Here is a 20430-nt window from a genome sequence, read left to right on the forward strand (position 1 = left end):
AGGTTGGGCAGGTGCCCACTCCGGATTTCATCACTGAACTGCGACGCCACGTCGGCCACTCACCGCTGTGGCTGGTCGGCACGGCTGCCGCCATCCTGCGCGCCGGTGATGGCGGCCCCGAAGTGCTGCTGGTCCGCAGATCCGACACCGGTGAATGGTCGCTCGTGTCAGGGATCGTGGACCCGGGGGAGCACCCGGCCGACACCATTGTGCGCGAAGCCATGGAGGAGGCGGGCGTGGTCATCGAGGTGGAACGAATGCTGTGGCTGGTGGTGGATGCCCCCATCACCTACCCCAATGGCGATCAGTGCCAGTACCTCAACCATGGCTTCCTGGCCCGCTGCACCTCCGGTGAGGCGCACGTCGGCGACGAGGAGTCCTCGGAGGTGGGTTGGTTCCCCGTCGGCTCGCTACCGACGCCGCAGCGACATGACCTGGAAAAGATGGTGGCCATCGCCGCCGATCCACCCGGCGACCTGCTGTTCGCGTTGGAGTGAGCGCACCTCCTGACTCTGGGTAGAGTTGCGCGCTGTGATCCGTCGACTGCTTGCCGTCCTGTGCTGCCTCGCTGCCGTGGGGGGCATGGCGGGGTGCAGTGCGGCGTCCCCTGAACCGACGGCGCCGCCGCCCACCACCTCTGCAGCGGCCAGCATCCCCGCCGACGGTGTGCTGATGAGCGCGCTCGGGTTTGCGCATGCGCCTGCGGACTTCTCCGTGCCGTCCACCTCCACCATCACGGAACGGGTCGACCAGGAGAACACGGTGGTGGCGGTGTTCACGGCCCCCAGCGGGCTGGACATCGCCAGCTACCTGCGTCGCACCGTGACGGAGCAGGGATGGGACATCACCGCGGACGGGAACAATTCGTTGTTGTTCGAGCGCGGCGATGCACGGGGTGCCTTCACGGTGACGGGCGCGTTCGCGGCCCTGTCCATCCGCTACGACGAGCAGTCCTGACCACTGACGTCACACCGCGGTGCGTGACGTCAGCCACGTCACTGCTGCGATCCCGGCGAACACCAGCAGGATGACGCCCGCCTGGGCCCCGGCGATGAAGCTGGGTTGCCAGTCGGACCTCGCCAGCGCCATCGTCACCACCACGGCGGCCACCAGCAGTGTCGCCAGGACGTTGAGTGCCGGCATGTCCATGACGGGCGCCAGGAAGTAGAAGTGGACGCCGACCACGAGCAGGACCCACACCGGCACGAATCTGCTCCACCTGGACACCCCCAGGCCGATGCCCCCGGCCGCGGCGAGGACGACCTCCACCCCCACGAGGATCAGGTAGGTGCGAAACGCTGGACCGGACGTGTCCAGGGCTGTGGGGGCACCCCAATTGAGTCCACTGAGTATGCCGAAGATGATTGCCAGGACACCGCCGAGGCCTGCGCCAATACCCAGGGCCACCCTCGCCCGGGGTGGCGGGTTCTCCTGAGCCCAACCGAACCACACGAAGGCGAAGAGCCCGAAGATCGCCGTTGTCATGAGGAGATCGCGCGTCAAATGCTCGTCCATCCCGCTACCTGCCATTCCTGAGTCGTCCGTACCAGTGGGGGACCTCCCACGCGTCGTCGAACCACCGTGCCACAACCACGTCAGTGGAGGAGTGCAGCAGGATGGACAGCACGACGGTGCCGGCGATGAGGTCGAACACCTGCATGCCGTTGTCGAGGCCCGAGGTCAGGACGTAGAGGGCATAGACCACGGAGGCGAAGCCCTTGGGGCCGAACCACGCGGCGGCCACCTGTTCCTTGGTGCTCAGCCCGGTGCCGATGAAGGACAGTGCCAGCGCGATGGAGCGGGGCAGGATGAGCGCCAGGACAGCGAAGGCCACGCCGGCCCAGCCGTTGTCGGCGATGACCGTGATGGTGATGAGGGCCCCGAACACGAGCAGCGCCCCCAGTTTGAGGAGCTCCGCAATGAGCTCGCCGAACTGCTCGAAGCTCTCCCGCTGGTGGGGGCCTGCCGTGGCCACGGTGATGCCCGCCGCGAAGGCCGCCAGGAAGAGGTTGCCATGGGTGACCTGTCCCAGCGCCAGGACCAGCAGGCCGATGGCCAACGCCGTCAACGGCTCGTAGTGGTGGGAGGCCTGGAAGAACGGCAGGCGTTCCAGCGCCAACGCCACGAGTGGCACGACGACGCCGATGGCAATGCCGATCCCCAACTCGACGAGAACCTCGGTGGCGTCCACTTCACCGCTGCGCTGGGCGATGGTGAGCAGGATGATGACGAACGGCAGGGCCAGCCCGTCGTTGATGCCGGACTCCACGTTGAGCAGGTGACGAAGTCGCTCCGGCACTTTCTTGTTGCCCACGAGCGCGGAGGCGAAGACCGGGTCTGTGGGGGACAGGATGGCGCCGACGAGCAACGAGGTGGGCCAGTCGAGACCCACCACGAAGCGGGCCAACAGTGCCGTGAGGATGAGTGTTATCGGCAGACCGAGCAGCAGCGCGCGCCCGGGGAGCTGCCATGCGGAGCGCAGGTCCCGCCAGCCGGCCTTCATCCCGTCGGTGAAGAGCACCGCGAACAGAGCCAGTTCCGCCAGGAGGCCGACGGTGGGGTCCTCCGGCGAGATGTCGATGACGCCGAGCGCCCCGGAGCCCAGCACGATGCCGCCGACGAGGAACAGCACGGAGGTGGACAGGATCGTGCGGTCCGCTCGGTTGGACACCAGGGCGGCCACCAGCAGCAGGCCGGCAAAGCAGAGGAGCAGCACGCGCGGGTCCTTTCGGTTGCGTGCTGCTCACGGTAGTGCGACGAGCAGTGCAGGGGAATGATCCCCTGCACTGCCCGAATGCCAGAGCGTCAGTCCTTGACGGGGTAGAAGAACGAGCTGAAGAGAATCCGGGGCCACATCGATGCACCCACCACCTTCTCCACCTCGGCCTTCACCGATTGGTCGTCCGTGAGGGTGACCACGGTGATCCAGGCGCCCTGGGCGTTGGCCGCGTAGTAGGAATCCTCGACCCCGGCGATGGCTGAGACCGCCTTCGCCACGGGCTCGCCGTCGGCCCTCGACGGCCCGGGCACCGTTGCCACGCAGAAGACACGCTCCACATACGGGGCCAGGGCCCTGCGTGCGGCCACCAGGTCACCGGTGACGGCCACGTTGAAGTTCGGTCCGCCCGGCCAGTCCATCTGGTAGCCGGGAAGCGCTCTGGCGACCTCTTCCATGGAGCGGTCACCGGGCCCGGTGCCCTGGATGGGATCGCTGCACAAATCTTTGTAGGCGTCCTCGGCGTCGCCGGTCTCGGAAGGATCCTGGGGGGCCTTGGGGTCGAACATCCCGTACACGTCCACTGCCGTCATGGTGGTGCCGTCGAAGGTGCCGGTGACGATGACGTTGTCCCAGGAGAACTCGCCGGCGTGCTGCACAGTTCTTTGGGGGAGGTCCTCGCGCGAGACGCCGACGACCGGAATGCCCTCACACTGAGGTGTGACACTGGGTGGATCGGTGTAGGTGATGGCGCTGTTGCACAACGTTGCTGCGTCACCCTCCATCACGAGGAGGGTGTTGACCGCCACAAGGTCGCTTCGCGCACCGATGGGGGTGGGTGCGGACGGGGTGGAGGGTGTGGGGGACGGCGAGGGTATCGGGGATGCGCTGGCACTGGAAGGTGCCGACGGTGTGGGGGATGCCGGGGTGGCCTCCTGGACGGGACGGAGCTGCTGCACGATGCCGCCGACGGCCAGAACGGCGACTGCGGCTGCCACGGCTGCGGCAATCCAGCGACCGCGGTGAGGCGGCGCGTCGGCGTCGAGGATTCCGTCAAGGATGCCCTGGCGCTTGTCGTCCCACTCGGGAGCGACGGCGGCCGGGGTCGTGGGTGTGAGCTTGGAGAGGTCGTCAGACATGGGAACTCCCGAGGTGAACTGAGGTGGGGGCCGCATCGCCCAGGGCGGCGGCCATCTTCGTACGAGCACGGTGGACGCGCACTCGCAGGGCGCCGTGGCTGCATTTCAGTGCACTGGCCGCCTCGGCGCCGGTGAGGCCGTCCCAGGAGACGAGCAGGATGGCTTCCCGTTCATCCTCGGTGAGGGCGCCCAGTGCGGTGAGGAGGTCGGCCCGGCGTTCGGCCGTGACGTCGGCCGGGTCCGCCGCCAACTGCGTGATCTGCTGCAGTCGGGTCTCCAACGCCACTGCGCGGGCCTGGGTGCGGTACCGGTTGCGGATGGTGTTGCGCGCCGTGACGATGAGCCAGCCCCGGGGCTCCGGTGGCACGTCGTCGAGCTTCCGCCACGCGGTCATGAACGTGTCACTGACGGCGTCCTCGGCTACTGCGGGGGCCAGATGTCGCAGACAGTGCAGCATGACGGCGTCCACGTGATCCTCGTACAGGGCCACGAATCGGGCCCGTCGCTGGTGCTCCATACCCCTTAGTGTCGCGGGCGGCACGAATGTTACTGACACGCCCGACTACCGTGGGGGCACACGCAACGAAAGGAAACTCATCATGGCGGATCTGAGTGGCAAGAAGGTGGCCTTCCTCCTCACCAACGGGTACGAGGACAGCGAATTGACCTCCCCGTGGGACGCGATCATCGGCGCTGGCGCACACGCGACGCTCGTGTCGCCGGCCGATGACGACCTGACCGGCAAGAAGGGCCACCGGGCGCCCGTCGACCTCGACGTGGCATCGGCGGATGCCGCTGACTTCGACGCCCTCATGCTGCCCGGCGGCGTCGTCAACGCCGACCACCTGCGCATGGATGAGCGCTCCGTGCAGTTCACCAGGGCGTTCTTCGACGCGGGCAAGCCCGTGGGCGTCATCTGCCACGGCGCGTGGATCCTCATCGAGGCGGGCGTGATGGATGGTCGCACGCTGACCTCGTACCCGAGCCTGCGCACCGACCTGAAGAATGCAGGCGCCCACTGGGTGGACGAGGAAGTCGTCGTCGACCAGGGCCTGGTCTCCAGCCGCACCCCCGACGACCTCCCCGCATTCAATGCCAAGCTCGTCGAGGAGATCGGCGAAGGAAGGCACCACATCCAGGCCGAATGAGGGTGATGCGTCGGAAATCTTCGGGTCAATCTGCGTGACTTCGGATTATCGTTGGGAACGTGCGAGACGTAGGTTCTGACGTCACACCATCATGCGGGGCTCAGGGTTCGACCCCGGTGGGCGTCGCCGTCATCGGGGCGGGCCCTGCAGGGCTGGCGGTCGCCGCCGAGCTGCAGCGGGCTGGGGTCCCAGCCGTGGTGCTGGAGCGCTCGGAGGCCATCGGGACCAGTTGGCGCAATCGCTACGACCGGCTCCGCCTGCACACCATCCGGTGGCTCTCGGGGCTGCCCGGGTGCCCGATCCCACGCTCACGTGGCCGGTGGGTTGCACGCGACGACGTCGTCACCTACCTCGAGGACTACGCCGACATCCACGGGATCGACGTCCGTCTCCGGACCACCGTGACACGGATCGACCCGAGCGCGTCGGGATGGATTCTCCACACGGCGGGAGGCGACGTGGCAGCGAGGGCCGTCGTGGTGGCCACCGGGTTCAACGACCGACCGGTCATGCCCGACTGGCCCGGGAGGAGTGGGTTCTCGGGGCAGGTGCTGCATGCCGGCACCTACCGCACCGGGGCCGCGTATGCAGGCAGGGATGTTTTGGTGGTGGGAGCGGGCAACAGCGGCGCCGAGATCGCCGTCGACCTCGTGGAGCAGGGCGCGTCGCGCGTTCGCATCTCCGTGCGCGGAGCGCCCTACGTCATGCCCCGCAGCATGCTGGGCGTGCCGACGCAACTGGTCGCGATTCTGATGCGCCACATCCCGACAGCAGTCGCCGATGCCATTGCTGAGCCGGTGCGGCACGCGTTCGTGCCCATCGCTGAGCTCACCCGCCGCGGGTGGCGCGATCCGGGCAGGGGCCTCTACAGCCGGGGCCGTGCCGGATCCATCCCTGTGCTGGACGTCGGCCTGGTGGGGGCGTTGCGCGCGGGGACCGTGGAGCCGGTGGCGGCCGTCTCGGGCTTCGACGGGCCCGTCGTGCTGCTCTCCGACGGCACCTCCCTCGAGCCCGACGTGGTGGTCGCGGCCACCGGCTACACCAACGGACTCGCCTCCCTGGTGGGGCATCTCAACGTGCTGGGCAACGACGGCGCACCACTGGCGGGCGGTGGTGGCACAGTGCCCGGGCTGCCCGGGCTGTACTTCACCGGCTTCACCAACCCCATGAGCGGGGCCATGCGCGAAATGGGCCTCGAGGCCGGAAGGATCGCCCGAGCGGTGAAGCGGGACCTCAGTCGACGGTGAGGCCGGGGCGCCACAGCGACTGCCACTCGACGCCCAGGTCGAGCATCATCTGCCGCAGCAGGGGCAGCGAGATGCCGATGACGTTGTGCGGGTCACCCTCGACGCCCGTGACGAACGCCCCGCCGAACCCGTCGAGGGTGAAGCCGCCCGCCACCACGAGTGGCTCACCGGTGGCGACGTACGCCTCGATCTCGGAGTCGGTGAGGTCGGCGAACTTCACCACGGTGCTGGCCACACGGCACTGCGTGACCTCGGGCCCGGACTCGCGCACCCTGACGAAATGACCCGTGTGCAGGACACCCTGGCCGCCGCGGATCCGTCGCCACTGGGCGATGGCCTGGTCGGGTCCGCCGGGCTTTCCGTGCGCGCGTCCCTCGAACTCCAGCACCGAATCGCAGGCCACGATGACGGCGTCGCCGTCCACCCGTGCGGCCACCGCCTCACCCTTGGCACCGGCAAGCGCGTGGGCCAGCAGGTCGGGGCGCGCATGGGTGATGGCATCCTCGTCCACGCCGGAGACGATGACCTCAGGGTCCAGCCCGGCGTTGCGGAGCGACTGGAGTCGCGCAGGGGAGGCCGAGGCCAGGATCAGACGATGTGTCATGGAGGGGGGACCAGACTCTAGAACCGGATGGAGGTGCGCCACGCCTCACGACCTGGCGACGTCGACTGGCGGACGGTGCGGTAGTAGGACTTCCACCCGCCTGCCAGGGGCCGGTCGGTGCCGGCCTTGAGTGTGTCCGTGGAGGCCCGGGCCTGGAGCACGGCGAACACGGCCGCCAGTTCCTCGTCGGTGGCCTGCGTCCTGGAGACCGCGTACAGCGGTTCGTCGGCCGTCACAGCGGAATGTTCCCGTGCTTCTTGGGCGGCAACTGTTCGCGCTTGGTGCGCAGCAGCCGGAGCGCCCGGATCACCTGGGCACGCGTCTCGTGGGGATAGATCACCTGGTCCACATAGCCGCGTTCGGCCGCCACGTAGGGGTTGGTGAGCTCGTCGTCGTACTCGGTGATGAGTTGCTGGCGGAGTTCGTCAGGGTTCTCGGCGGCGGACAGCGCCTTGCGGTGCAGGATGTTGACGGCACCCTGCGCGCCCATGACGGCCACCTGGGCCGTGGGCCACGCGAAGTTGATGTCGGCGCCCAGATGTTTGGAGCCCATCACCAGGTAGGCGCCGCCGTAGGCCTTGCGGGTGATGACCGTCAGCAGGGGCACGGTGGCCTCCGAGTAGGCGTAGATCAGCTTGGCGCCACGCCGGATGATGCCCTGGTGCTCCTGGTCCACGCCCGGCAGGAAGCCGGGCACGTCGACGAACGTCAGGACGGGAATGTTGAAGGCGTCGCAGGTGCGCACGAAGCGGGCCGCCTTCTCGGCGGCATCGATGTCGAGGCAGCCCGCCAGCACCATGGGCTGGTTCGCGACGATGCCGATGGAGCGTCCCTCGATGCGACCGTAGCCGGTGATGATGTTGCCGGCGAACAGTTCGGAGACCTCGAGGAACTCGTCGTCGTCCAGGACGTTGCGGATGATCTCCCGCACGTCGTAGGGCTGGTTCGCGGAGTCGGGGATGAGGGTGTCCAGGAAGCGGTCGTGGTCGGTGATGGTGAGGTCCACCTCCTCGTCATCGTAGACAGGGGGGTCCTCCAGGTTGTTCTGCGGCAGGTAGGTCAGAAGGTCCCGCACGTACTCGAGCGCGTCGGTCTCGTCGGCGGCCAAGTAGTGGGAGTTGCCCGACTTGGTGCTGTGGGTGCGTCCACCGCCCAACTCCTCCATGGTGACGTCCTCGCCCGTGACGGTCTTGATGACCTCGGGTCCGGTGATGAACATCTGCGACGTCTTGTCCACCATGACGACGAAATCGGTGAGTGCGGGACCGTACACGTGGCCACCGGCTGCGGCACCCATGACCAGCGAGATCTGCGGGATGACGCCGGAGGCGCGGGTGTGGAGGTGGAAGATCTCGCCGTAGAGGGCCAGCGACACCACACCCTCCTGGATGCGAGCGCCACCGCCCTCGTTGATGCCGACGAGCGGGACACCGGTCTTCATGGCGAAGTCGATGATCTTGACGATCTTCTCGCCGTAGACCTGGCCCAGCGCGCCCCCGAAGATGGTGACGTCCTGGCTGAAGATGCAGACGGGGCGGCCGTGGATGGAACCGGTGCCTGTCACCACACCGTCGCCGTAGGGTCGGCGGGCCTGCATGCCGAAGCTTGTGGAGCGGTGGCGGGCGAACTCGTCGAACTCGGCGAAGGAGCCGTCGTCGAGTAACGCCAGGACCCGCTCACGGGCCGTCATCTTGCCCTTGGCGTGCTGCTTCTCCACCGCATCGGCGGAACCCGCGTTGACGGCCTCGTCGATGCGGCGACCCAGGTCGGCGAGCTTTCCGGCAGTCGTGTGGATGTCGATCTCCATGGGCGTCACCCTATCCCCGGGGCGGCACTACTGTGGCGCGGTGAGCAGCAACGCCCTTGACCCAGTCCGCATTACCGCCCTCCTGGGGGAGCGCAGCCTGTGGGAGAGGGTGGAGTCCGTCACGTCGACGGGTTCAACGAATGCCGACCTCGCAGCGCTGGCACGGCTGGGGGAACCGGAGGGGCGTGTGCTGGTGGCGTCCGAGCAGACGGCTGGCCGGGGCCGCCTGGACCGGACGTGGGTGAGCCCCCGCGGTGCGTCGCTGTCCCTGTCGATGCTGCTGAAACCCGTGCACGAGTTCCCGCGCTGGGGCTGGCTGTCACTGCTGACGGGCATGGCCGTGGCGTCCGCCCTCGGCGACATCGCGCCCGACCCGTCACTGGTACAGCTGAAGTGGCCCAACGACGTCCTCATCGACGGCGGCAAGGTGTGCGGCATCCTGTCCGAACGCATCGAGCACCCCACCGGGGCGCGGGCCGTGGTGGGGGTGGGGCTCAACCTGGAACTCACGCCGCAGGAGTTGCCGGTCCCGACGGCCACGTCCCTGTCGATGGAGGGATTCCCCGTGGACCCGGAGGCGATCGTGGCGGGTGTGCTGGGGCACATGGAGCGCTACTACCGGCTCTGGCAGCGCTCCGGCTCACTGGCGGGGGAGTACAGGGCCCGGTGCTCCTCGGTGGGCTCCGAGCTGACCATCACGGTCGCGCCCGACGTCGTGGTCCGGGGCCGCGGGTACGGCGTCGACGAATTCGGGCGGCTGCAGGTGGCCACGGCCACGGGACTGGAGACGTTCGCCGTCGGGGACGTGGTGCACGCCCGGCTGCACCGCTGAGCGGGGCAGCCGCCTCAACGGCCCGCCGCGTGCCACACTTCACCCCATGGCAATCAGCAAGGACACCCTGGGTGACGGCGAAGAAGTCGTGCTGCACATGCACACGCACGGCAAGGCCCTCATCTGGCCTGTGGCGGCTCTCATCGTCTTCAGCGCCGCGCTGGGCGTGGGGATCGCACTGCTTCCCGCCAGCACCCAGCCGTGGGGCACCTGGGTGGCGGTCGGCGTGTTCATCCTGCTGGTGATCTGGGTGACGCTCCTGCCGTTCCTGCGATGGATCACCTCCACCTACACCGTCACGGACAGGCGCATCATCACTCGCCGCGGCATCCTCAACAAGACGGGCCACGACCTGCCTCTGCGCCGCATCAACAACGTCAACTACGAGCGCAGCCTCACCGATCGCATCCTCGGATGCGGCACGCTGGTGCTCGAGACCGCGGCGGCCCAACCGCTCGTCCTGCACGACCTGCCCCGCGTGGAGCGGGTGCACGTGGTCATCAACAACCTGCTCTTCCGGGGCAACGGCGACCGGGGCGACGATGCCTGGGGGGAGAGCAACGACGACTAGCGGTACCAGCCGGTACGCTGAGCGCCGTGGATCGTCGCTACAGCGTGGGAATTGTCGGAGGCGGGCAGCTTGCCCGCATGATGCACCAGGCAGGTGTCGGCCTCGGCATTGATGTGCACCTGTTGGCGGAGGCGCAGGGGACGTCCGCGGCCCAGGTCATCGCCAACACCGTCGTCGGGGACTACACCGAGTTCGACACATTGGCGCGCTTCGCGCAGGACGTCGACGTCCTCACCTTCGACCACGAGCACGTCCCCACCCGCCACCTGCGCCAACTGGGCGACGGCGTCGAGGTGCGGCCCGGCCCCGACGCACTGGCCCATGCCCAGGACAAGGCCCTCATGCGTGAGCGGCTGACGAGCATGGGCATCCCCTGCCCACAGTTCTCCGTCTGCCGCACACCGGAGGATCTCGCGGCCTTCGGCGAGCGAATGGGATGGCCCGTCATCGCCAAAACCTCGCGTGGCGGCTACGACGGCAAGGGCGTCTGGAAACTGAACGGCCCCGACCAGGTGGGGGAACCGTTCGCCGCCAAACCCGAGACCTCCGCCGGTGAGGAGGTGGTCATCGTTGCCGAGGAGTTCATCGACTTCACCCGCGAACTCTCCGCCATCGTGGTCCGCTCGCCTTCCGGGCAGGCCGTGGCATACCCCATCAGCGAAACGACGCAGACCGACGGCGTCTGTGTGGAAACCATCACCCCGGCACCCGGCCTGGACGGCCATGCGGCCGCGGAACTGCAGGCCATGGCGCTGCGGATCGCGGGGGAGTTGGGCGTGGTCGGCGTGTTGGCCGTGGAGTTGATGGCCGAGGATTCGGGCCGCGTGGTGGTCAATGAGCTCGCCATGCGCCCCCACAACACCGGCCACTGGAGCATCGACGGCGCCCTCACCAGCCAGTTCGAGAACCACCTGCGGGCGGTGCTTGACCTGCCGCTCGGAGCACCGGATCTCCGCGCCCCCCACGTGGTCATGACCAACGTCCTGGGTGGTGCGGAACCGGATCTGACGGGTGCCCTGCAGCACGTTTTCGCGCGCGACCGTGCCATCCGCGTGCACCTGTACGGCAAGGAGGTGCGCGCCGGCCGGAAGGTGGGTCACGTCACCGCCTGCGACAACGACCTTGAGGCAGCCCTGCGCCGCGCCCGGCATGCTGCCCGTTACCTGATGGGGGACCCGAATGCCTGAACCACTCGTGTCGATCGTGATGGGGTCGGACTCCGACTGGCCCGTCATGCAGGCCGCCGCCGACGCGCTCGCCGAGTTCGACGTCGCCTTCGAGGCCGACGTCGTCTCCGCGCACCGCATGCCGCAGGAGATGGTGGACTTCGGCCACGGCGCCCACGCTCGCGGCATCCGGGTGATCATCGCGGGCGCCGGCGGCGCCGCGCACCTGCCGGGCATGCTGGCAGCCCTGACCCCGCTGCCCGTGATCGGCGTCCCCGTGGCGCTGAAGCGCCTGGACGGCCTGGACTCGCTGCTGTCGATCGTGCAGATGCCCGCTGGTGTGCCGGTGGCCACCGTCGCCATCGACAACGCACGCAACGCCGGCCTGCTGGCCGTGAGAATCCTGGCAGCCTCCGACGAGAAGCTGCGCGACCGCATGCTGGCGTTCCAGGACTCCCTGCGCGACGCCGCTCACGCCAAGGGTGCCGTGGTCCGCGACGCCGCCCGCCGCGACTGACGCGACCAGCCAGTACAACGACAACAGCTCCCCGCCCAACCGGGCGGGGAGCTGTCGTCTGTGGTGGGAGGGTGAGCTACTTGGTGCCCACCCGGATGAAGGTTTCGGCGTAGTCGTCGCCGAGGATCGAGCTGGACATCCCGATGCCGCTGAGCGGCTCCAGGTTCTGCATCATCTCGTCATCGCTGCCCAGACCGAGGTCGGGGATGGCAAGGATGGCGGGCAGGTCCACCCACATCACGGCCTGTGGGTCGCCGCTGCCCTTCGTCAGCTTCTGCGCGGTCTCGTTGTCGCCCAGCGTGCCCGCCGGGTTCGCGAACTCGTCAGGGGACTGGCCGAAGGTGGTGGTGACCACGTCGCCGTTTGCGACGTGCGCGATCCCCTCGAGACCCATGGTCGAGCCGATGGTGTCCATGAACGACTCGTGCTTGGCCACGTCGTCGGTGCGCACCTTGAGTCCGACGATGGGCGAGTTGAACTCGTCCATGCCCACGGCGATGGCCATCTCGGAGCCAAGGATGGCCTTGAGGTCGTCCTTGGACGTGATGCCCAGCTGGTCCCCGAACTCAGGGCTGTCGGCGATCAGCGGCTCCAGCTGCTCCCAGAGCAGGTCGTGGACGGAGTCGGACAGGGAGAAGCTCATGGCGCCGAGCGCACTGGAGGGCAGTGATCCGAGGAACGTGGTGGCGGGACCCTCCGTGACGACCTGGTCGCTCCAGGAGACGGCGCGCATGACGGCTGACCCGTCCTCGATCTTCAGGCCCATGGCGACGCGGGCGTTGGGCACATCGGCGTTCACGCCTGTGGACTCTGAGCTTGCGTCCACTGCCTGCTTGAACAGTTCGGTGCCGACCCAGCCCGTGGCGAGCCAGGAGCCGCCGAGCTTGGCCATGTCAGCCTTGTAGTCCTCGTTCTCGGCCAACGACGAGTCCTTGATGGCAGCGACGTCGGGGGCGGGCTTGTCCTTGTCCGTGACCAGCATCAGGTCGTCGAGGAACGACACCTGCGCGCCGTCGCCGTGCTTGGACATGAAGGCTTCCGCCTTGCCGGCGTCGGTGACCTGGATGGACATGAGCACGTCAGGATCCGAGCTGAGGATGTCCTCCGAGGCGGTGGGGGACGACAGCACGGCGATGGCCATGGAGTCTCCCAGCCATGGCTCAAGTTCGCTGTAGTCGGGCGCCTCGTCGACGTCGGAGAAGATGGCCTGGTACATGGCCTTCTTGTAGTCGCCGTCGACGTCTGTGACACTCTCGGCCATGGCGGGGAACTTCTCGGCGAAGCCCTTCACCGCCAGCTTGTCGGCCACGGACGGGTTCAGGTTCACCTCAAGGACGGCGAGCGCGTTGGCGGGGATGCCCTGGGATGCAGCCGGGGTGGCGCCGCCCAGGAAGTTCATGGCGAAGACGATGCCGCCCACCACCAACGCCAGCGCCAGCGCGCCTGCGACGATCACGGGGGCCTTGGACTTCTTCTTGGTGCCGGGGGCCATCTGCTGCGTCTGTCCCTGCTGGGCGTAACCCTGCTGGGGGTACGGCTGGCCCTGCTGCTGGTATCCCTGCTGGGGGTACGGCTGTCCCTGCTGGGGGTACGGCTGGCCCTGCTGGGGGTACGGCTGGCCCTGCTGCTGGTATCCCTGCTGGGGGTACGGCTGGCCCTGCTGGGGGTACGGCTGGCCCTGCTGGGGGTATCCCTGCTGCCCGGCCGGTCCCGAGCCTCCGGGGTTGGGTCCCTGTCCCTGGGGTCCATTGGGGTTGTTGCCCCAGGGGGGCGTCTGGTCGTTCTGGCTCACGGGCCCTCCACAAAAGTGTTCACGAGTGAGCGGCAAGGCTATCGGGGCCGCAGGCCACCCCCTAACCCTGGAACTTCTCCAGTGCCTTGACATCCCCTGTGGCGATGGCCGTGAACATCTCGCGACTGGCCTTCTCGTCCCACAGGACCGCAGAGCCGACGCTGCTGTTGTAGTTCGCGTTCCCGATCGGAACCGTGAGGCTGAGCCCGGCGCCCGTGGCGCTCTGGAACAGCCCCGAGACGATCGACGCCAGAGCGGCCGGGCCGGTCTCGTCGCTGCGTGCCACGGACCGGGAGACGGCCATGTTGAGCTTCCAGTAGGTGATGGGGTTGAGGATGCTGAGCGGGCTGACGGCCTTTTTCATGACCTTGCCGATGACTTCGCGCTGGCGCTCGATCCGCCCGAGGTCGCCGCGGGGATCCGCCTTGCGCATGCGGACGTAGCCCAGCGCCGTGACACCGTCGAGGTTCTGGCAACCTGCAGCGATGTCGATGTGGGCGTCCTTGTCCTTCATGGGCTTGGTGGGGCACACCTCGATACCCCCGACGGCATCCACCATATCCACGAGTCCGAGGAAACCGATCTCCAGGTACCCGTCCACGCGGACGCCGGTGTTCTGTTCCACGGTCTCCACCAGAAGGGGCGCCCCTCCGAAGGAGTAGGCAGCGTTCAGTTTGTTCTTCCCGTGTCCGGGGATGGACACCAGTGAATCGCGGGGCAGGGACACCAGCGCCGAGTTGCCCGAGGGGGGCACGTACAGCAGCAGCATGGTGTCGGTGCGACGGCCCTCAGTGCTGCCGGTCCTCAGCTTGGAGCGTTCCTCCGGCGTCATGTCCTCGCGGGCGTCCGAGCCCACCAGCAGGATGGTGCGGCCCGGCTGCTCCGCCGGCCGGTCGCCCGAGGGTGCCGCGTCGACGACGGTGCCGCGGACGAGCGCGAAGACGGGGGTGCCCACCATGAAGACCACCCAGGCCAGCGCCAGGACCAGCACGATCCTGCGGAGCGGGTGACGCCGCTTGCGGCGACGGTTGGGCGGTGGGACGCCATCATCGCGTCCCCTGGTGCGCTCCGGCTGCCGGGGGGGTGGGGGTGGGGGTGGAGCGGACTGGGTCGGCCTTGCCGGGCGCCCCCGGCCGGAGCGGGGTGCGCCCTGCAGGGCTGCCACCTCGTCCGCGGGGAGAACGCGGGTCTGTTCCGAGCTTTCCTCCTCGCGTCGGTACAGCCATTCCAGGTCGTCGTCCCGGCGTCCGTTCGACATGTGTCTCCCTCGTCGTGAGCGGGTAATGCTACCTGCGGGCGTCCTGGGAGCTCGCCCAGCAGGGCCGTCGAAGCACTCGGGTCCGGGAGAAATCAGGGTTCGTCGGCGCGTCACCTCCAATATTCGCGTCGATGGCAGGCACGCTGGAGGACCACCGACTTGCAGGAGATTCGCCCGTGAAGGTTGACCGTTCGACAGAGGCGCGCAGTGTCCGCACCAGACGGGCGCTGGGTTTGCTGCTCATGTCGGCGGCCGTGCCCGGCTCGGCGCAGTTCGTCGCAGGGAACCGGGCCGTGGGTCGCCTCGCCATGCGCGCCTGGGCGGCCATCTGGGCGGTGGCGCTGGTGGTGCTGCTGGGCCTGTGGCTCCTGCGCGGACCCACGCTGGCAGTGCTGTTGAACGGGCCGGTCACCTCGGGACTGCGGGTGGGTGCATGGTTGGCGTTCGCCGGATGGGCAATACTGCTGCTCGACGCGTGGCGGCTGGCGCGTCCCACCCGGCTGCTGCGCCCCACACGGTTGACCCTCACGGCGTCCACCCTCGTCCTCGTCATCGCGGCCGGATTCGCCACCAGCGTGGCAGCCAGCGCCTTCACTGCGGCCAACAACGTCTCCGAGGTGTTGCGCGGCGGCGGTGACAGCAGTCAGAAGGACGGGCGCTACAACATCCTGCTGCTGGGTGTGGATGCTGCGGCGAGTCGCGACGGCGTCCGTCCCGACTCCATCAATGTGGCCTCCATCGACGCCAGGACGGGACGCACCGTGGTGTTCGGCCTACCCCGCAACCTGCAGGGAGCCCCGTTCCCCGCCAGTTCGCCGCTGCACGAGCAGTACCCCGACGGCTTCCGCTGCGAGGACGCTGCGTGCATGCTGAACGGCGTGTACACGCTGGCGGAGGGCAATGCCGAGCTGTACCCCTCCGGGAATGCCGGTCTGATGGCCACCCGTGAGGTGGTGTCGGAGACGCTGGGGCTGGACATCAACTACTACGCCATGGTGGACATGGGCGGCTTCCAGTCCCTCATCAACGCCATGGGCGGCATCACTCTCAACGTGGGGCGCGACGTCGCCATCGGCGGCGGCGGCAGCGCCGTGAGCGGCTACATCGAGGCGGGGGAGGGCGTCCACCTCGACGGCTACCACGCCCTGTGGTTCGCACGGTCACGCCACGGCTCCAGTGACTACGAACGCATGAACCGGCAGAAGTGCGTGATGTCGGCCATGGCCAAGCAGTTGGACCCCGCCGTGGTGGCCACGAAATTCGTGGAACTCTCCGAGGCAGGCAAGGACATTGTCCTCACCGACGTCGGCGCCGGCCACGTCGCGGAGTTGGCCGAGTTGGCGCTGAAGGCCAAGGCCCTGGAACTGACGAGCGTGGATTTCACACCGCCACTCATCGTGACGGCCCACCCTGACCTGCCGTTGATCCGCTCCACGGTGGTGGATGCCATCAACGCAGCCGAGGCACTGGATCATCCCGACTCCACACCCGAGGTGTCCGCAGCGTCCCCGCAGGCCGACAGGAGCGCAGGCCCGGAACCGTCCGACTCCGCCAGCAGCCCCACGGTCCCCACCGCGGCGGAGTCCGCGCCGACGGAGGGCGTCGAGGTCAGTGCAGAGACTGCCGAGGCGCCGCCCATCTGCACCGTCAGCTAGGTTGGCGGACACAGTTTCGGCCGAGAGGAGCCCCCAGGTGGCAGGTCACCCGAGCGTGAGCGTCGTCATGCCCATCCGCAACGAGGAACGACACCTCCGCGCGGCCGTGGAACGCGTGCTCGAGCAGCACTACCCCGGTGAACTCGAGGTGGTGCTGAGCGTCGCACCCAGCCAGGACGCCACCCTCGCCGTGGCCCACGGGCTCGCCGAGGAGGATCTGCGCATCACGGTGGTGGACAATCCCACGGGGTACACACCGGCCGGGCTGAACATTGCCATCGCCGTGGCCAGCCACGACATCATCGTCCGCGTCGACGGGCACGGCGAGCTCAGCCCCGGCTACATCACACGCGCCGTCGACCTCCTCGAGAGCACGGGCGCCGCGAACGTGGGAGGGCTCATGGACGCCCAGGGGTCCACGCCCCTCGAGCAGGCCATCGCCACCGCCTACAACTCCCGCGTGGGGCTGGGGGGTGGCGGCTTCCATCTGTCCGACACGCCTGCCGGCCCCGCGAAGACCGTCTTCCTGGGAGTGTTCCGCCGCGACGCGCTCGCCTCCGTGGGGGGCTTCGACGAGACCCTGCACCGCGCCCAGGACTGGGAACTCAACCACCGCCTGCGCCTGGCGGGCCACATGGTGTGGTTCACCCCCGACCTGCGCGTGGTCTACAGGCCACGCTCCTCGATCCGGGCGCTGGCCAGCCAGTTCCACCTGACGGGGCGCTGGCGCCGGGAGGTGGCGCGCCGCCACCCGGAGACGTTGTCGCTGCGCTACCTGGCACCGCCGGTCGCGGTGGCCGGCCTGGCCGTCGGTACGGCCGGGGGACTGCTCGGTCTGCTGCTGCGCAGCAGGCTCCTGAGCTTCCTGCTGCTGGCGCCCGCCATCTACATGGTGTTCCTGCTGGGCGCCACCGCCAGCATGCGCAACCTGCCGCCCGCCGCCCGCCTGCGGTTCCCGCTGGTGCTGGCCGTCATGCACCTCTGCTGGGGCGCCGGATTCATCAAGGGCAAGCCGGAGGGCTGAGACCCCTCCGGGTGTTGCGGACGCCTGACTCAGCCAGCCTCGACGCGCTCCTGCGTGCGGATCCGCTCCACGGCGTCCTCGTCGGCGCCCACCACGACCACCGTCGAGCCGTTGCCCAGCAGCGGGGCCACGAGAAGGTCTCGAATGCTCTCCCACCCCGGGACGGGGTCGGCGGCCAGCAGGCGCCCGGATCTGGGCGCAACCTCACGGAGATGCTGGAACGTCGTGTCCGGGGCCACGGCCACGTCATGGGGCGACAGGGGCTCGGCCACGTGGGAGTCGGGCTGGGACAGGACCTCTGCGTAATCGGTGCAGCCCACGGGTGCCACGGGGAAACCCAGGCCCAGGGGATGGAGCGAGCAGGCCACCGTCATCCTGGTGTCGGCGACGGCGTCGGGACCGGTCACAACCATCACGGCGGTGGGGTCGGCATCGAGGGACACGGTGCATCCCCGCTGCCAGCAGGCAGCCACCCACACCATGGTGACCCAGTGGCCGGGATGTGAACGGGCGAGGTCGAGCTGCACCACCTCGGTGGGGTCCACCCCCATGTCCTCCAGCATGTTGCACGTCTTGTCCACCCAGTTGGCGAACGTGACGGCCGACAGCTCAATCCGGGCGTCCCCCTCGTAGTGGGTGTAGAAGGGCTGCGACGGCAGCGCGTCCAGACGACGGCGGAGTGCGGAGATGGCCATCCCCCGATCCTAGGCTTCCGGGGCGGGCACCACCCACAGGGCGGGCGGCGGGATACGGTGTCTGCCATGCGTTACGTCGTCATCATGGCCGGCGGGTCCGGCACCAGGTTGTGGCCGTTGTCCCGACAGGGCACCCCCAAGCAGTTGCTGGAGATCTTCGGCGGCCGCAGCCTCCTGCGGTTGGCCTACGAACGGGTGGCAGGAATGTTCCCGGATGCCCAGATCCTGACCTGCACCTCCCGCGCCTACGCTGACGTCGTCGCGTCGCAGCTACCCGAGCTGCCGCTGGAGAACATCCTCGGCGAGCCCGTGGGACGGGACTCGCTCAACGCGGTCGCCTGGTCCGCGGGGGTGCTGGCGGACCGGGACCCGGACGCCGTGGTGGCCATGGTCACGGCCGACCAGGTCATCGAACCCATCGACGAGTTCCAGCGCAGCCTGGCCCGGGCCTTCGACGTGGTGGAGGCGCACCCCGATGCGCTCGTCACCCTGGGTGTGGTGCCCACCTCAGCGCACACCGGCTACGGCTACCTCCACCGGGCCGAGGAACTCGACGACTTCGAGGGGGTGCACGCGCTCGCCGAGTTCAAGGAGAAGCCAGCCCTCGAGGTGGCGGAGCGCTACCTCGCCAGCGGCGAGTACTGGTGGAACGCCGGCATGTTCGTGTGGCGGGCCCAGACCCTGCTGGACCAGCTGGCGATACTCGTCCCGGACACCGCCGCCAAGATCGCCCGGATCGTCGAGGACCCCACCACGCTGGATGCTGTGTTCCCGACGTTGGAGAAGACGTCTGTGGACTACGCCATCATGGAGCCGGTCTCGGCGGGGCGCACGGATGCACGGGTGGTGTCCGTGGGGCTCGACGTCGACTGGCGTGACGTGGGCGGCTACCTCAGCCTGGCCGAACAGTTCAGCAGGGACGCCGACGGCAACGCGGTGGAGGGTCTGGCCATGGCGCTGGACTCGCAGGGCTGCATCCTCATCAACATGGCCGACGACAACCACCTGGTGGCGGGACTCGGTCTGCGGGACACGCTGGTGGTGCACACCGACACCTCCACACTGGTGGCGCCGCTGCACGCCACCGAGCGGGTCAAGGAACTCGTCGACCTGGTGCGAACCACCCATGGGGCAGAATTCGCCTGACCACCCAGCCTGCCCCCACGGAGGCCGGACCTCGAGGGGACACACCAGTGCGCATCGCCCGAACACTGCAACACCTGCTGCCCATCATTTTGCTGGCCGTCGGCTTCCTGGAGTTGGCGGCGCTCATCCCCGTGGCGTTCGACACGCTCGACGTCGGCGGCACGGCCGCCATGCTCGGCCCCAGTTCCTTCCTGCCGTTGTCGCTTGCCGTGGTGTGGGCTGCACTGCTGCCGCCCAGCGGGTTCGCCCTTGCCGTGAAGGCCGCCACGGCGGCGGGTGCCGTCCTGTTCGCCGCGGCCAGGGTGGGGCTGACGACGCTCTGGTGGCGTGACTCGCCCGGCATGGGGTGGAGCACGGGCACCCTGGCACTCGCGGGTAGTGCGATGGGGGCCGCACTCACCGTGTGGGCCATCGTCGATGCGCTCGCCACACGTGGGGCCCTCGCGGAGACCACCGCCACCCCGTCGACCGCTATGCCCGCCACGGCCCAGACGGCCAGGGTTGCCGATACCACGCTGCCGGGCTCGCCCACCACGCCGGCGCGGCCCACCTCACCCACCGCGCCCCTCGCCGGCGGGGAGCCTGTCATGCCGGTTCGACAGCCACCCGTGTGGCAATCGGTGTCGACCCCGTGGCCGCGACGCGACGAGGCCGACCCGGACGGGACACTCATCCGTCCGCCTCTTCGGCACGGACAGCACAGTTAGCCCATCCAGAGCACATACCACCGACAAAATGAGTCCGACTCGCCGTGGGGCTTGACGTCAGATGAATTGCACGTGTGTAATTCCCTGCAGAAGGGAGGCGGCATGGACAACAGCTGGACACTGATCTCGGAACTCGACGGCGCGTTCGCGTGGCAGGAAGAAGCGCTGTGCGCCCAGACCGACCCGGAGGCTTTCTTCCCCGAAAAGGGGGGCTCCACCCGCGAGGCCAAGCGCGTCTGCCAGGGGTGCAGCGTCAGGACCGAGTGCCTGGAGTACGCACTCGGCAACGATGAGCGGTTCGGCATCTGGGGCGGTCTGTCGGAACGCGAGCGGCGAAAGCTGCGGCAAGCGGCCATCTGACGCCTTAGCGATATCGTCGGACACTGCACCGGCGAAGCACAGGAGG

The 20430-nt window shown here is 68.6% G+C and carries 23 protein-coding genes; 13 read left to right on the forward strand and 10 right to left on the reverse strand.

What is annotated here, in order from left to right:
- Window positions 1–11: 11 nt before the first annotated feature.
- On the forward strand, window positions 12–497 hold the full coding sequence (locus EAX62_RS06785) for an NUDIX hydrolase (protein WP_121900807.1): 486 nt from the start codon (window positions 12–14) through the stop codon (window positions 495–497).
- Window positions 498–531: 34 nt separating this feature from the next.
- Window positions 532–957: a hypothetical protein gene (locus EAX62_RS06790; protein WP_121900808.1), complete on the forward strand. Its 426-nt coding sequence runs from the start codon at window positions 532–534 to the stop codon at window positions 955–957.
- Between the two features lie 9 nt (window positions 958–966).
- On the opposite strand, the gene EAX62_RS06795 is transcribed toward EAX62_RS06790, so the two are convergent.
- The 4 genes from EAX62_RS06795 to EAX62_RS06810 form a co-directional block, all read right to left on the reverse strand.
- Entirely contained in the window at window positions 967–1515 is a 549-nt protein-coding gene (locus EAX62_RS06795) for a hypothetical protein (protein WP_121900809.1), read from the reverse strand.
- Window positions 1516–1519: 4 nt separating this feature from the next.
- Entirely contained in the window at window positions 1520–2716 is a 1197-nt protein-coding gene (locus EAX62_RS06800; RefSeq protein WP_121900810.1) for a cation:proton antiporter, read from the reverse strand.
- An 89-nt stretch (window positions 2717–2805) separates the two neighbouring features.
- On the reverse strand, window positions 2806–3855 hold the full coding sequence (locus EAX62_RS16530; RefSeq protein WP_147454040.1) for a hypothetical protein: 1050 nt from the start codon (window positions 3853–3855) through the stop codon (window positions 2806–2808).
- Entirely contained in the window at window positions 3848–4372 is a 525-nt protein-coding gene (locus tag EAX62_RS06810) for an RNA polymerase sigma factor (RefSeq protein ID WP_121900812.1), read from the reverse strand. The genes EAX62_RS16530 and EAX62_RS06810 overlap by 8 nt, the downstream gene beginning before the upstream one ends.
- A gap of 82 nt (window positions 4373–4454) precedes the next feature.
- Between EAX62_RS06810 and EAX62_RS06815 the strand changes: the two genes are divergently transcribed.
- Both EAX62_RS06815 and EAX62_RS06820 read left to right on the forward strand, forming a co-directional pair.
- Window positions 4455–5003: a type 1 glutamine amidotransferase domain-containing protein gene (locus EAX62_RS06815; protein WP_121900813.1), complete on the forward strand. Its 549-nt coding sequence runs from the start codon at window positions 4455–4457 to the stop codon at window positions 5001–5003.
- Window positions 5004–5062: 59 nt separating this feature from the next.
- Window positions 5063–6250 carry a flavin-containing monooxygenase gene (locus EAX62_RS06820; protein WP_233557829.1) on the forward strand — a complete coding sequence of 396 codons (1188 nt, stop codon included), beginning with the start codon at window positions 5063–5065 and terminating at the stop codon, window positions 6248–6250.
- Here the strand turns inward: EAX62_RS06820 and EAX62_RS06825 are convergent.
- The 3 genes from EAX62_RS06825 to EAX62_RS06835 are packed head-to-tail and all read right to left on the reverse strand — an operon-like array spanning window position 6237 to window position 8661.
- Window positions 6237–6854 (reverse strand): Maf family protein, encoded by a 618-nt coding sequence (locus EAX62_RS06825; protein WP_121900815.1) that lies wholly within the window; start codon window positions 6852–6854, stop codon window positions 6237–6239. The genes EAX62_RS06820 and EAX62_RS06825 overlap by 14 nt on opposite strands.
- 17 nt (window positions 6855–6871) lie before the next feature.
- Window positions 6872–7090 carry an acyl-CoA carboxylase subunit epsilon gene (locus EAX62_RS06830; RefSeq protein WP_121900816.1) on the reverse strand — a complete coding sequence of 73 codons (219 nt, stop codon included), beginning with the start codon at window positions 7088–7090 and terminating at the stop codon, window positions 6872–6874.
- Complete coding sequence (locus EAX62_RS06835; protein ID WP_121900817.1) at window positions 7087–8661, reverse strand: acyl-CoA carboxylase subunit beta; 1575 nt, start codon at window positions 8659–8661, stop codon at window positions 7087–7089. Before EAX62_RS06835 ends, EAX62_RS06830 begins: the two co-directional genes overlap by 4 nt.
- A gap of 40 nt (window positions 8662–8701) precedes the next feature.
- Between EAX62_RS06835 and EAX62_RS06840 the strand changes: the two genes are divergently transcribed.
- From EAX62_RS06840 to purE, 4 genes are read left to right on the forward strand one after another with little or no spacing between them, the layout of a single operon-like run.
- Window positions 8702–9493 carry a biotin--[acetyl-CoA-carboxylase] ligase gene (locus EAX62_RS06840; protein ID WP_158600580.1) on the forward strand — a complete coding sequence of 264 codons (792 nt, stop codon included), beginning with the start codon at window positions 8702–8704 and terminating at the stop codon, window positions 9491–9493.
- 46 nt (window positions 9494–9539) lie between these two features.
- On the forward strand, window positions 9540–10064 hold the full coding sequence (locus EAX62_RS06845; protein WP_199711143.1) for a PH domain-containing protein: 525 nt from the start codon (window positions 9540–9542) through the stop codon (window positions 10062–10064).
- 26 nt (window positions 10065–10090) lie between these two features.
- On the forward strand, window positions 10091–11251 hold the full coding sequence (locus tag EAX62_RS06850) for a 5-(carboxyamino)imidazole ribonucleotide synthase (protein WP_199711196.1): 1161 nt from the start codon (window positions 10091–10093) through the stop codon (window positions 11249–11251).
- Window positions 11244–11747 carry a 5-(carboxyamino)imidazole ribonucleotide mutase gene (gene purE / locus EAX62_RS06855; protein WP_121900819.1) on the forward strand — a complete coding sequence of 168 codons (504 nt, stop codon included), beginning with the start codon at window positions 11244–11246 and terminating at the stop codon, window positions 11745–11747. Before EAX62_RS06850 ends, purE begins: the two co-directional genes overlap by 8 nt.
- 76 nt (window positions 11748–11823) lie before the next feature.
- Here the strand turns inward: purE and EAX62_RS16870 are convergent, their stop codons facing one another.
- Window positions 11824–13539 carry a DUF3352 domain-containing protein gene (locus EAX62_RS16870; RefSeq protein WP_121900820.1) on the reverse strand — a complete coding sequence of 572 codons (1716 nt, stop codon included), beginning with the start codon at window positions 13537–13539 and terminating at the stop codon, window positions 11824–11826.
- 61 nt (window positions 13540–13600) lie between these two features.
- Window positions 13601–14797, reverse strand: coding sequence for an LCP family protein (locus EAX62_RS06865; protein WP_121900821.1), 1197 nt, complete (start codon window positions 14795–14797; stop codon window positions 13601–13603).
- A 131-nt stretch (window positions 14798–14928) separates the two neighbouring features.
- Here EAX62_RS06865 and EAX62_RS17115 point away from each other — a divergent pair, with 131 nt between their 5' ends.
- Together EAX62_RS17115 and EAX62_RS06875 are read left to right on the forward strand one after the other, a co-directional pair.
- On the forward strand, window positions 14929–16452 hold the full coding sequence (locus tag EAX62_RS17115) for an LCP family protein (protein WP_121900822.1): 1524 nt from the start codon (window positions 14929–14931) through the stop codon (window positions 16450–16452).
- A gap of 37 nt (window positions 16453–16489) precedes the next feature.
- Window positions 16490–17476: a glycosyltransferase family 2 protein gene (locus EAX62_RS06875; RefSeq protein WP_233557830.1), complete on the forward strand. Its 987-nt coding sequence runs from the start codon at window positions 16490–16492 to the stop codon at window positions 17474–17476.
- Window positions 17477–17505: 29 nt separating this feature from the next.
- On the opposite strand, the gene EAX62_RS06880 is transcribed toward EAX62_RS06875, so the two are convergent.
- On the reverse strand, window positions 17506–18171 hold the full coding sequence (locus EAX62_RS06880; RefSeq protein WP_121900824.1) for a TIGR03089 family protein: 666 nt from the start codon (window positions 18169–18171) through the stop codon (window positions 17506–17508).
- Between the two features lie 66 nt (window positions 18172–18237).
- Between EAX62_RS06880 and EAX62_RS06885 the strand changes: the two genes are divergently transcribed.
- The 3 genes from EAX62_RS06885 (at window position 18238) to EAX62_RS06895 (ending at window position 20384) form a co-directional block, all read left to right on the forward strand.
- Window positions 18238–19317, forward strand: a complete 1080-nt coding sequence (locus EAX62_RS06885) for a mannose-1-phosphate guanylyltransferase (RefSeq protein WP_121900825.1) — start codon at window positions 18238–18240, stop codon at window positions 19315–19317.
- Window positions 19318–19364: 47 nt separating this feature from the next.
- Entirely contained in the window at window positions 19365–20024 is a 660-nt protein-coding gene (locus EAX62_RS06890; protein ID WP_121900826.1) for a hypothetical protein, read from the forward strand.
- A 102-nt stretch (window positions 20025–20126) separates the two neighbouring features.
- Window positions 20127–20384, forward strand: coding sequence for a WhiB family transcriptional regulator (locus tag EAX62_RS06895; protein WP_121900827.1), 258 nt, complete (start codon window positions 20127–20129; stop codon window positions 20382–20384).
- Window positions 20385–20430 lie beyond the last annotated feature (46 nt).

Source organism: Tessaracoccus antarcticus, from assembly GCF_003688855.1.
In the GTDB taxonomy this organism is placed as follows: Bacteria; Actinomycetota; Actinomycetes; order Propionibacteriales; family Propionibacteriaceae; genus Arachnia; species Arachnia antarctica.